At 40.6% G+C, this 12,744-nt stretch carries 8 protein-coding genes, 1 tRNA gene and 1 pseudogene; 5 read left to right on the top strand and 5 right to left on the bottom strand.

Annotated elements, in window-relative coordinates; translation table 11 throughout:
- Positions 1–422: 422 nt before the first annotated feature.
- On the bottom strand, positions 423–1,538 hold the full coding sequence (locus CSQ79_RS11330; RefSeq protein ID WP_099701270.1) for an ABC transporter permease: 1,116 nt from the start codon (positions 1,536–1,538) through the stop codon (positions 423–425).
- A 297-nt stretch (positions 1,539–1,835) separates the two neighbouring features.
- On the opposite strand from CSQ79_RS11330, the gene CSQ79_RS11325 reads away from it, so the two are divergent.
- Together CSQ79_RS11325 and CSQ79_RS11320 are read left to right on the top strand one after the other, a co-directional pair.
- On the top strand, positions 1,836–3,146 hold the full coding sequence (locus CSQ79_RS11325; RefSeq protein ID WP_099701369.1) for an efflux RND transporter periplasmic adaptor subunit: 1,311 nt from the start codon (positions 1,836–1,838) through the stop codon (positions 3,144–3,146).
- A gap of 109 nt (positions 3,147–3,255) precedes the next feature.
- The gene (locus CSQ79_RS11320) at positions 3,256–6,390 is read left to right on the top strand and encodes an efflux RND transporter permease subunit (protein WP_099701269.1); all 3,135 of its coding nucleotides are present in this window, start codon (positions 3,256–3,258) and stop codon (positions 6,388–6,390) included.
- Positions 6,391–6,449: 59 nt separating this feature from the next.
- Here the strand turns inward: CSQ79_RS11320 and CSQ79_RS11315 are convergent, their stop codons facing one another.
- Positions 6,450–7,643 carry an RNA-guided endonuclease InsQ/TnpB family protein gene (locus CSQ79_RS11315; RefSeq protein WP_099701268.1) on the bottom strand — a complete coding sequence of 398 codons (1,194 nt, stop codon included), beginning with the start codon at positions 7,641–7,643 and terminating at the stop codon, positions 6,450–6,452.
- A 160-nt stretch (positions 7,644–7,803) separates the two neighbouring features.
- Here CSQ79_RS11315 and CSQ79_RS11310 point away from each other — a divergent pair.
- Both CSQ79_RS11310 and CSQ79_RS11305 read left to right on the top strand, forming a co-directional pair.
- Positions 7,804–7,875, top strand: a tRNA-Gly gene (locus CSQ79_RS11310).
- Between the two features lie 708 nt (positions 7,876–8,583).
- Positions 8,584–8,850: a DUF2283 domain-containing protein gene (locus tag CSQ79_RS11305; protein ID WP_099701267.1), complete on the top strand. Its 267-nt coding sequence runs from the start codon at positions 8,584–8,586 to the stop codon at positions 8,848–8,850.
- Positions 8,851–8,982: 132 nt separating this feature from the next.
- Here the strand turns inward: CSQ79_RS11305 and CSQ79_RS11300 are convergent.
- Positions 8,983–9,921, bottom strand: a pseudogene (locus CSQ79_RS11300) (cysteine desulfurase family protein); the annotation flags it as partial.
- Between the two features lie 99 nt (positions 9,922–10,020).
- A complete protein-coding gene (locus CSQ79_RS11295; RefSeq protein ID WP_099701265.1) occupies positions 10,021–11,415 on the bottom strand; it encodes an HNH endonuclease domain-containing protein in 1,395 nt (464 codons plus the stop codon).
- 91 nt (positions 11,416–11,506) lie between these two features.
- Here CSQ79_RS11295 and CSQ79_RS11290 point away from each other — a divergent pair, with 91 nt between their 5' ends.
- Positions 11,507–11,800 (top strand): hypothetical protein, encoded by a 294-nt coding sequence (locus CSQ79_RS11290; RefSeq protein ID WP_289501043.1) that lies wholly within the window; start codon positions 11,507–11,509, stop codon positions 11,798–11,800.
- A 168-nt stretch (positions 11,801–11,968) separates the two neighbouring features.
- Here CSQ79_RS11290 and CSQ79_RS11285 read toward each other — a convergent pair whose 3' ends face one another.
- Positions 11,969–12,400 (bottom strand): response regulator, encoded by a 432-nt coding sequence (locus CSQ79_RS11285; RefSeq protein ID WP_099701263.1) that lies wholly within the window; start codon positions 12,398–12,400, stop codon positions 11,969–11,971.
- Positions 12,401–12,744: the final 344 nt, after the last annotated feature.

Below are 12,744 nucleotides of genomic sequence, written 5' to 3'. Positions count from 1 at the left end.
AACCTTGGCTAGTGATGACTAGCCAAAGCTTGAATAAACGTAAAATTAGCTTTAATTTAAAGACAACGAGGCGATCGCTACCTAAGACCACTTTGTAGAGACTTTAATCTCTCCTCGGTAGCGATAAAGTGGAGGAGGCGACAAAAACTCCACACCGCCTTATTTATCTATATTTTATGCATTGTTCAGCTACCTGACGTCGCCCTCCTTCAGTAGATGACTATAGGTCACAGTGGCGCAACCCCTATCCAACGCATTTGTTGTTTACTAGAATACCAAGTTTAAGAAAGCGTCCTGTCGTTCGTAGGGCATAAACACAGTCACTCTATAGGTGGATTTACTCAAAGCTCGGCGACTGAAGTCACAGCTTAACAAACAAAGTCCACCTGCGTGGACTAGGGGTGGAGATTTGTTCGCTAAATTTACCGTCGCAAGCTTCGAGGATCGAGGGCATCACGTAAGCCATCGCCGAGTAAATTGAATGCTAGTACGGTGAGAATAATGAGTAATGCTGGAGGCCAAATTAACCAAGGTTGCAGTACCAAAATAGATGCATTTGTCGCTAGCGATAGCATATTTCCCCACGAGGGATCGGGTTGCTGAATCCCCAGCCCAATCAAACTTAGAACGGACTCAGCAACAATAAAACCTGGTACGGCTAAAGTTGCTGAAATAATGATATATGTTGCTGTTTGCGGTAGAACATGGCGCACAATAATGTAGAACGGATTTGCACCCATTGATTTTGCTGCTTGGACAAATTCACGTTCTTTAAGTGAGAGGACTTGACCGCGAATGACTCGTGCCAAACCTGCCCAGCCGATAAACGAGGTAATAAACACAATTAAGACAAATCGTTGGGTACTGCTTAATCCTGGTGGTAAAACGGCGGCTAAGGCTACTAATAAATAGATGCTGGGAATCGTCATCAGAACTTCGACGATGCGCATCAATAGACTATCGACTAAACCGCCAAAGTAACCTGAAATGCCACCAACAAGCATACCTAGAGGAAATGTAATTGCGATACCAACCAAACCAATACTGAGGCTTATTCTACCTCCATGTACCAAGCGACTGAATTGATCGCGTCCTTGTTCATCAGTACCTAAGAGATTAAATCTAGCTTCACCAGTTGTACCAAATAAGTGGATGTTTGCAGGAATGCCGCTGAAAATTTCAACTTCTTCAAAAGATGGTGGTAGTGGTAAATTCAGGCGAAATAAGTTGTACGTATAACCGCGAGTAAACAAGCGTAACCAAGCAGGAGTGCTACGGTCTACAATGAGTTCGCGATCGCCTGTTTCTAGATCGGTTTCCCCTTGTGTTGTTAGGTAAACGTGCGGTCCAATAAACTCCCCTGCGGTATTACGCCAGTAAACTTGCGTTGGTGGTAGTAGCGAACCGTTGAGTTGGGATGTGTATGGGTCGTAAGGTGCAACAAAATCAGCCGCAAAGACTGCAAGGTAAAAAACAAGTAGTAATACAGCACCAAAGCGGGCGAGAGGATTTTTCTTGAGTCTATGCCACCAGTTCATTTACAACCACCATGCCCTAAGTCACGATCTATTGTTTTGCATTTTAACTGAGAGCGAAACATTAAAGATAAGGAGCGAACTAGGTACGAAAGCAAACTTTAGAGATTTCTCATACTTTGTCCTCGGCTTTTACCTTTGACCTCTCATTCTTCAATTCCTATAGAGAAACCTTTTGAATCTTGCTGCGGTCTGAGTTCAGAAGACAATTAAATGAGTCATATTTAAGATATAGCAATCATTTTCAACGTTTCTTAGTAAAGTGGCTGGCACTGGCATCGCGTGGAGGGAGGTTTGGCTGTGACTCAACAAGTGGACGCAGACGATAAGCTTGTATCTAAAGAAGTTATCGTTGTTGACAAAGCAAATTATAAAAAGGTTCCAACCCGATCGCGTCAGAATTGGCTCATACCATTAATAGTTGGCACAGGGTTAGGCGTGGCGATCGCTTTTGGTGGAATGCGCTTTTTTTCGCGCCCAACGACAGCACCGAACCAATCTGCACAGCAAACTGAAGCACCGCCTAGTATGAGTGTGACAGTAGAACCAGTACGCAGTACGCAGGTAGCGCGATCGCTCAATGTTACTGGTACAGTTGCTGCTCGCGATTTGATTGCTGTGTTACCACAAACAAATGGTTTACAGATTAGACAGATTTTAGTACGTGAAGGCGAAAGTGTCCGTGAAGGACAGGCAATGGCAACTCTAGACGATGCAGTGATTCGCGCTCAAATTGACCAAGCAAGAGCAAATATCGAGTCTGTACAAGCTGTAGTCGGTCAGAGACAAGCCGCCTTAGCACAAGCGCGTGCCAGTTCGGCTGAAGCGGAACGTAACTTACAGCGTTACGAACAACTTGCAAGTAACGGAGCAATTAGTCGCCAAGAATTAGATACGCGGGCGACAACAACAGCCACCGCCCGCGAAGCCGTCCGCGTTGCCCAAGCAAATATTAGTAGTGCCGAAGCTGATGTGCGCAGTAGTCGTGCTAGTTTACAACAATTAGAAACACAGTTAGGACAAACTGTAGTTCGTGCGCCCGCAAGTGGTTTAGTTGCCGAAGCGATCGCCAAAATCGGCGATGTCGTTAGTGGTTCGCAACCCTTGTTTTCGATTATTCAAAATAATGCTTTGGAACTCGCAGCACAAGTTCCGGCAATTCAGTTAGCACAAGTTGAAGTCGGCGCACCTGCTAGAGTAACTTCAGATGTAGATTCGCGCGTTCAGCTACAAGGACGAGTCAGAGAAATCGCACCATTAGTCGATACGCAAAGCCGCCAAGCCACAGTCCGTATTGATTTACCGACAACTTCTTTGCTACGTCCAGGAATGTTTGCCCGTGCCGCAATTACCTCTGCAACCGTTCCAGGAATCACAGTTCCGGCAAAAGCTGTCATACCACAACCTGATGGCAATGGCATTGTTTTTGTACTGCAAGGTGAAGATACAGTACAAGCACGATCTGTCGAACTCGGAGAAGTTCTCAATGATGGCAACATCGAAATTAGCAGCGGCTTAAATCCAGGCGATCGCGTCGTGTCTGTTGGTGCTGGCTATCTCAAAGATGGCGATCGCGTCCGCGTAGTAGAAGGGGCGAGGAGTGAGAGGTAAGGGGTGAGTGATTAGTTTTGAATTAAAAGAATTTTTTTAACTCATAACTTAACACTTAACACTTCACGACTCTCTTAAACTCATAACTCTCTTAAACTCACCCCTCATTATGTCCTTCAACGTCTCTGCTTGGTCAATTCGCCGTCCGGTTCCCACAATCGTTTTGTTCTTGATGTTGACGATTCTGGGTTGGTTTTCGTTTACAAGACTAGGAATTGATACCAATCCCAATATCGATATTCCAGCAGTTTCCATTACAGTCAGCCAGCCAGGGGCGGGACCTGCGGAACTCGAAGCGCAAGTTACAAAACCAATTGAAGATGCAGTGGCGAGTCTGGGAAACATTGACAGTATGATTTCAACCGTCAACGATGGAGTTTCCACAACGGTTGTTAACTTTGTGTTGGGTACTGATAGCGATCGCGCCACAAACGATGTCCGCAATGCGGTTGCTCAAACGCGTCAAGATTTACCACAAGACATCAGCGAACCGATTGTTCAGCGATTAGAATTCGCGGGTGGTCCTATCATGACTTATGCTGTGGTTTCGCAGCAATCAGTAGAACAGTTAAGTAACTTAGTCGATCAAACAATTAGCCGTGCTTTACTGGCAGTGCAAGGGGTAGCGCAAATTCGTCGTGTAGGTGGTGTCGATCGCGAGATTCGGATTAATTTAGATCCGTCACAGTTACAAGCTTTGGGAATTACGGCAACGCAGGTAAATGACCAAATTCGCGCTTTCAATGCCAATTTACCAGGAGGACGGGCAGAAGTCGGCGGTAGCGAACAAACCATTAGAACTTTGGGTAGTGCTGCGAGTGTCGAAGTATTAAGCAATTACCAAATTGTCTTACCCAATGGCAGTTATGTGCCTTTGTCAAGTGTAGGGGAAGTGAGTGATAGCTTTGCAGAACCGCGACAAGCTGCTTTTTTGAATGGCGAACCTGTCGTTGCTTTTGAAGTATTACGTAGTAGCGGTAGTACGCTTGTTACAGTAGAAGAAGGCATCAGAGAAGCGGTAGCGCAATTAGAATCAACATTACCCGCAGATGTTGACTTGCAATTAATTTTCACGCGGGGTGACTTTATCCGCGAGTCTTATGAAAGCACGATGCATGACTTGGTTCTGGCATCTGTATTAGCAGTGTTAACGATTCTGCTATTTTTACGCGATTGGCGGGCAACGTTAATTACTGCGGTAGCTTTACCTTTATCGATTATTCCTACCTTTTTTGTTCAACAAAGCTTGGGCTACACGCTCAATAATATGACTTTGTTAGCGTTAGCACTTGCTGTCGGAAATTTAGTCGATGATGCTGTTGTAGAAATTGAAAACCTCGACCGACACATGAAGATGGGAAAAACAGCACGTCAGGCGGCGTTTGACTCTTCCTCTGAAGTCGGTTTAGCCGTGATTGCCACATCTGCAACGATTATTGCAGTGTTTCTTCCTGTGGCATTTATGGGGGGTATACCTGGTCAATTTTTCCAACCTTTTGGTGTCACAGTTGCAGTATCTACGATATTTTCTACGTTGGTAGCACGGACAGTCACACCGATGATGGGAGCAAATTTGCTTCAGCAGGACAAATCAAATAGAGATCGCCACACTCAAACCAAACCTCAAAAAAAACCATTTCAGCCGTATAAATCTTTGCTGATGTGGGCGTTACGACATCGCTTAACTACCTTGGGAATTGCCTTAGCGTTCTTTATTGGTAGCTTGATGTTAGTACCAATGATTCCTAAAGGTTTTATTGATAATGGCGACTTGGGAATTTCTACGGTTTCTTTAGAATTGCCTCCAGGTTCAACTTTAGATGACACAACGCAAGTCGTACAACGCGCAACAGCCTTAATTCAACAAAACCCTGCAGTAGAGACAGTCTTGGCGACGCCGCAAGTTAACAGTGCAACGCTAACAGTTAAACTGAAACCTGAAGAAAATCGCGATATCTCCCAAAGCGAGTTTGAACAACAAATTCGTCCGCAATTTGCCCAAATTCCAGGTGCAAGAATTAGTTTTCAAAGCCAAGGTGCAGCAGGAAATAATAAAGATCTCTCAATTGTTCTCAGAAGTGAAAACCCAGAAGCGTTAAATCAGGCTGCGGCTGAGTTAGAAAGGCAAATGCGCACAGTCCCAGGTTTAGTTGAAGTTGCATCATCTGCTAGTTTGGCACAACCAGAAATATTAGTGATTCCAGATCCAGCGAGGGCGGCTGATTTAGGAGTTACAGTACAAGCGATCGCCCGTACTGCATCGCTAGCGACTTTAGGAGATAACGAAGCGAATTTAGCTAAATTTAACTTAAGCGATCGTCAAATTCCGATTCGCGTCCAAATTAACCCTGAAGCACGTAACGATATCAATACCTTTAGAAACTTACAAGTTCCCAGTAATAATGGTTCGTTGGTTCCTTTAGAAGCTGTTGCTGATATTCGTTTTGGTAGTGGTCCAGCTGAAATTAACCGTTACGATCGCTCGCGTCAAGTCTCAGTAGAAGCAAATTTACAAGGTATCGCCTTGGGAGACGCGGTGGATGCTGTCAATCAACTTCCAGCCTTGAACCCACTACCTCCAGGAGTCGTCCAGCAACAAGCAGGTGACGCCGAAATTATGCAAGAAATTTTTGGTCGCTTTGGTACGGCTTTAGCACTGGCAATTCTGTGTATCTATGCAATTCTCGTGTTGCTATACAATAACTTTTTCCATCCATTGACGATCATGGTGGCTTTGCCATTGTCTTTGGGTGGTACGTTACTAGCACTGATGTTTGCCCAAAAAGCTTTAGGTTTATACGCCTTAATTGGTATTGTGCTGTTACTGGGTATTGTGACAAAAAACTCCATTCTCTTAGTAGATTACACAATCATCAATCAGGCAGAAGGAAATTCCCAAAGACAAGCACTAATCAATGCAGGTGTTTCGCGTCTGCGTCCTATTTTAATGACTTCATTATCTACAATCGCAGGAACTTTACCCCTTGCTCTCGGAATTGGTCCTGGCGCTGAAGTACGCAGCCCTATGGGAATCGCTGTATTAGGTGGTTTTACAACTTCGACGTTGTTAACGTTAGTGGTAGTACCTGTCCTTTTTACTTATGTCGATAACTTCCAATATTGGCTAATGAAATTGCTATATAGATTTGGCAAACACGACAGACGTAACTTAGTCGAAGATGAATTACCTGTTCCAGCTAATAGTTCCAATCAGCCAAAAAATCCGCTACAAATTCGTAAATAACTTTATATTGAAGCTCCCATCGCTAAGTTCTGACGAACGCGCTTCGTGGGATTCCTTGTTCAGTGAGTTCCCTTGCTTAACCTTGTTTCCAAAGTTAAGTAGAGGGGATTCTCTCCCAAGGCGTTATCGTTTCCCTGCTCCCCAGGGTACGTTAAGTATCCAGCTAGTTTTAATCCTTTAGCTAATATGTTTCTGGCTGCATTCTCGTCTCTATCTAATACACAACCACACTTACAAATATGAGTTCTTACTGATAGAGATTTCTTCACAGTTTCGCCACAGTTACTACAATTTTGAGAAGTATATTGTGGTGGAACAGCAACTACAACTTTGCCAAAAACACGGCTAAAGTAACTTAGCCAACTAGTGAACAAAGACCAGCTAGCATCGTTGATTGATTTTGCTAGTTTAGAGTTACGAACCATGTTACGCACTTTCAAGTCTTCATACGCCACGAAGTCGCTATTCCTCACTACGCACCGTGCTAACTTTACAGCATGGTCTTTACGCTGGAGACTTACTTTTAAGTGCTTTTTTCTTAAACGTTTTATTGCTTTCTTACGATTGCTACTACCTTTCTGCTTCTTGCTTACTCGACGCTGCAATCGTATAATCGCTTTCTCACTTTTACGTAGGTAACGAGGGTTCTCTACTTGATTACCTTCGTTGTCTTTGTAGAAGTGATTTAGACCTACATCAATACCTATCGTTTTACCAGTAGGTTGTAGGTCTAAATTCCGCTCCGCATCAATACAGAACTGTATATAGTAACCATCAGCACGACGCACAATCCTAACTCGTTTAATTTGCTTAAGTTGGTAGAAGTGTAGGTCGTAAGTACCTTTAAGTTTTACCTTGCCAATACTACATTTATCAGTGAAAGTAATATACTTTCGGTCTTGTGATAGTTTCCATCCACAAGTTTTATACTCAACAGAGCGGTTATTCTTTTGGAATTGAGGATACCCTTTCTTCCCTGGTATTTTAGCTTTGCAGTTGTCGAAAAATCGTTTAATTGCAAAAGCTACTCGCTCTGCTGCTGCTTGTCTTGCCATCGAATTTAGTTTATCAGCAAACTCAAACTCTTTAGCTAGAACAGCAGTATATTTATTAAGGTCGTAAGGTTTAATTTTTTGATTGTCCATCCAAAACCGTAAGCACTTATTACGGATGAATTGAGTAGTACGTATTGCCTCCTCAATTGCCATCGTTTGTTGTTTGTTGATTACAGCCTTAAATTCGTAGACAATCATATACCAACCATCGACCTTAGACTTATTATCTGCTATTTTAGGAAGTGTCAAGTTCCCTAAAAAGAGTAAAGTCTCGGTCGTTAATTCATCCCTACGGTAAGCTACGCTATACCGAGGGTCTTCTTACCGTTGAAAGATAAATACTATCTATAATACAACTGCGGGTGTAATTCAGTGGTAGAATGTTACCTTCCCAAGGTAAACGTCGTGGGTTCGAGTCCCATCACCCGCTTGACTAAGTAATCCTGTTTAAGTGTGTATTAAACTATCTCAACACTTCTTCATTTGATGTATGGTAAAGAGTGTAGTCTAAAAAATGTCTTAAACTCCTGTCTCAGTGTCTGATAGTCGTTGTAGCTCAATAGTTCAAGTTTGTTCCTCATTAATTCATAGCACGATAATTCAACTCGTCTAGCAATTAGCAATAGCTCTCGTAGTAATAGGAATAGCTCAGGATATATCTTGATGCAATTGAATGAGACAAAAAGAAACCAGAATTTTTCTTGAGCTTTTCAGTTTCACTTCTACTTCGGATATATCTATTGTGTGTAGCACTTATCCTATCAAGCATGAAGCGGATATGGATACTGCGTTTACTCTTTGTAGCTACTTTCAGTGTGATATTTCTAATTTATTTGTATTGGAGTAAGAGAGAGGTAGTAACTAATTACTAAGTGTGTTACGACGCATGAAATCTTTATCCTTACCGACCATGCACAAGACAGAATACTTCAGAAATAAAAGGAAGAATGGGTCCTTCAAGCCTTACTAAACCCTGATTTGAAACAACCTCATGAAAGATGTCTTGATAGAGAGTATGTTTACAAGAAAATTGAAGAGAATGGAGGTAGGATTCTTAAGGTTGTTAAGTCAAAAGAAGGCATACCATTCACTATATACATTGTGCACTTTGATAGAGGGATGAAAGGGAAGGTGTGAGATGAAATTTACTTATGATAAAGCTACAGACGATGCTTATATTAAGTTCAGTCCTAAGTCAGTAGTAGATTCAATAGAGATAGAGGAAGATATTGTCTTTGATTTAGATGAAAATGACGAAGTTATCGGAGTTGAAATCTTATCTCTAAAGAATAAAACACCAGAACAATTAAGGAATATTTATCGATACTCTGAGTATCCAATCAAAAATGAGGATATCCAAGAGTTAAAAGATATATTTAGTTGTTTCATTCCGTGTGGTGTGTAATTCAACAAAGAGCTTGCCTATTATCTATATTTCTCCAAATATAAAGCTAGCTTTCTTAAAATGCTGAAGAGCTTGTATTGTTTGGTGAGTACTTACTGAAACAGCCTCAGCTTTTTAACTCTCGAGCTAAGTCTAAACCATAACTTGACGAGTTTGACTAACAACAGTAGAAAGAAGATTCGCGGCTTGGTCTATTTCTTGTTCAGTTGTAAATTTACCAAGACCAATGCGTAATGCTCCCTCAATTAGATTATTCGGTAAACCTAATGCTTGCAAGACGTGCGAAGGTGTTTCTACTCCAGAAGAACAAGCAGCACCAGTAGAAATAGCTAAGTGCGATCGCACTCTCGCAATTATTGCACTATTAGGAATATCAGGAATGGAAATATGCAGATTCCCTGCAAGACGAGAATTCGGATCGCCGTTGACGACTAAGCCAGGAATTTTATCTAGTAATATGCTTTGTAATTTATCTCGCAAGGATGCGATCTCTTTTTCATCAGCTTCCATTTCTAGTTGTCGCAGGCGACAGGCTTCCCCTAATCCAACAATACCAGGAACATTGAGAGTACCCGATCTCATACCATTTTGATGACCGCCACCAAATAAAATTGGTTTTAGATGGTATCCTTTGCTGACAACTAACGCCCCAGAACCTTTAGGACCATAGAGTTTATGGGCTGAAATTGCCATGTAAGTGATTCTCCACTCTGCAAATTTTAAGGGGATTTTTCCTACAGCTTGGGAGGCATCGCAGAGCAAGGGAATGTCATAATTTTGGGCAATCTGTCTAATTGCTTGAATGGGATAAATATTACCCACTTCGTTGTTAGCTGCCATTACACATAACAGGGAGATGCCGCTAGCACAGATTTGCTCAAGATATTCAAGGTCAAGTCTACCTTTTGAGTCAACACGGAGGCTGATTATTTCAGCCAATTCCTTTTTGACTAGGGCATCACAGGTGTCTAGAACAGCTTTGTGTTCTACTGGCGACACCGCGATGCAGGGTTTAGCACTTGTATCAGTAAATATGCTTCCCTGAATTGCTAAGTTAATACTTTTATTGGATAGAATTATCTATTAACTCTGCGATCGCATAAGCAGCATTTTTATAACCATTGTCTAGCATTGCTGCAATTTGTATAGGGATGTCTTAAGAACATTCATTTAGTTATTTTTTGCTGACTCTAACAAGTAGATCCAATTAGGGGTAAATCCTTGAATAGTTGCCAAAGAAATTAAAGGTATAATTGTTGACTCATATGCTTTCTTGAGAATTTCTAACCTTAGCAAGTCGTCAGCTTGACTGACTCTAAGTTCTGCTACATAAGATTCAGTGTATTTTAACCATTGATTTTTAGAAAGATATTGATAGGAGATATTCAATCCTAAATGCTGTAATTTAACAAAGTCATCAAAATAATGCTGGGAAGGAATGTTATTTGATTTAGTAGAATTAACAGAAGGGCTAGTAGGAATTAAATTCCATAGTTGATCGTGAGCAACAAATGACCAAGGTAAATAGTGATCAAGTGATAGTTTTTCTTTATCTAATTTAAGCTTGGAGTAAATACACCCAACATCTTGATTATCTAAAATAATTTTCCAATACTTCGTTTGCTGTACTAAAGAATCTCTTTGTTGAGGCATAAATAGTTTATTAACAACATTGGGAACAGTAAGATTTCTGTGTTGCATATAATTTAACCATTCCCACGATGCCCAGCCTCTAACGACTAAATAGTTTTCAGCAATATATTCTACCCAGTCTTGATGTAATATAATTCCTTTACAATCTTTTACATATTCAGAGTCAAAGTGATACAGAGGCTTTATTACATCAAATTGATGCTTAGAAAGATTAACAATAATTTGGTTAACTTTAGCATCTACTAAACCCTTGGTCTCTTGATTAAAAAACGGACGAATGAGACGAAAAGGAACATATCTACTAATGAAAGTAGCAATATCATCAATAGTTTGAGATTGAATTGCTCTTCTTAAGAGCTTTTTATCTGTATCTCTAAATTTTAAGATTGGTTCAGTTATCTCTAAAACCAGAGATTCTAATTTATTTGCGATTTGATCTTGTGTTCCAAAAGATAGTTTAAAGTAATTGTGTGGATACCAAGCATTCGCCAGCATCTCTACAACGATTTCTTGAAAACTGATTGGCGATAAAGTATCAAACTGTCTTCTTCGGATGATGCCTAACAGGGAAAGGAAATAAAGGTATTTGTAAGAGTTGGTGGTATTATCAAAAATTTGCGATAGCAGCGAAACATTAACTCGATCTGACCTAGGTAGCTCCTGGGTTGAAGTGCGATCCGTGCTGCGTGTCAAGTTACCTAAATAGACTTGCACAAAATCTGTAGCAGCCGCTGTATTGATCTTTTGTAAAGATTGGACAATCTCGACAACAGTTTCCGCAGTGGGGTCTGTGTGTTCGTGAAACCAACGGAAAACAATCGGACGCTCAACGCCCAGTTCTCTAGCCAGTAAACTTTGGCTAATATTGTGTGTCTCTAATACTTCTCTGAGTGCTTGACCTGCTTTTCCCATAGTTTCAAGTATGACAGAACAGCTAAAAACGAGTGTTAACTTTTGTTGTAACGAAATGGCTGCGTTTTGTTATCATTTAAGATAACAAAAAATGAAGAGATCAATTATTATGCAAGAGTATAACGACTGGGCAATGTTTGATGATGCTGGAAATCTTGCTGTGAGTCAAATGATGTACGAGCTGAAACGAGCTATTTCAACAAAACCTTTACCGCAGGTGCGTCGGCAACTTCATCAACTGAGAGAAGAGGTTGGTAAAAAACATGGTGAAGTTTATGACTCAGACGTTCGAGACATTATCACATCTTACCTGACTCAGTGGGCTTGTGAAGTTCACGAACTCCATCCAGTATTTGGTTTAGATTACAGCTATTGGCAGTTATAGAGTAGTGCGAGAATCATTCAATTACTTAAGTTGCGGGAAAAGGGTTGAAGCTAATTTTGTTCACCCAGCTTTCTGCCAATAACTTTGTACTAAAAATTAGCAGTGTGAAAGCAATAAAAGCTCTCTACAACTAGGGTTTTAGAGTGATTTATATAATCGTCCAATAGTTCAGTATTTGACACTTCTAAACAGTGTAGTTGCAACTGACTCTGAATATAGGTATTGAGCTACTATCTCACATAAATTTTGGGGTTCGCAGGGTTTGGTAATGTAAGCAGTTGCTCCTGCAAGGCTGTATTTCACTCGATCGACAAATTTATTTCTTGCTGTTAGCATGATGATTGGCAAGCTGTGAAATTGTGACATATCTCGTACTGTACGACACAGTTCAATACCGTCTATATGTGGTGTTGCTATATCAAGTATTAGCAAGGAAACTTTTTCGTAATAGATTAAATTTAAGGCGTCTACTGCATTACTCGATACTAAAACGCGGCAGTAATCAGATAGTATAGATTGAATTTCTTTTTGCATTGTTTGGCTACTATCTACAGCCAAAATAGTAGGTAATACTTCTGTGTTGAGTTTAATATTCTGCATTATGATTCATCCTGCTACTAATGCAGACCACAATTTATATAAGTTGAGCTAATTTGGCTACAAATCTAGATGATTGTGGTTAGCGATCGCGATTGTTTATTCTTGCTGCTTTTCAAGCTTAGATAGAACTTTTGTTGAGCTCAAATAAAATTGCTCTTAATTATATTATTAATCACAGTTTTTCTTTAAATCAGAGCTTATTATTTAATGTATTAATAATACACTAATACGAATACAAAAGAATAGAAAAAATATTTTTCTTTATAGTTGAAAAAAAGTATTTTTTACTAAATGCTAATTATCTATTAAAGTTGGCTTATTTATTTATACTCCTCTCTTAGGAA

This window comes from Gloeocapsopsis sp. IPPAS B-1203 (assembly GCF_002749975.1).
Taxonomy (GTDB): Bacteria; Cyanobacteriota; Cyanobacteriia; order Cyanobacteriales; family Chroococcidiopsidaceae; genus Gloeocapsopsis.
This window is presented reverse-complemented; position numbering and strand designations above follow the sequence as displayed.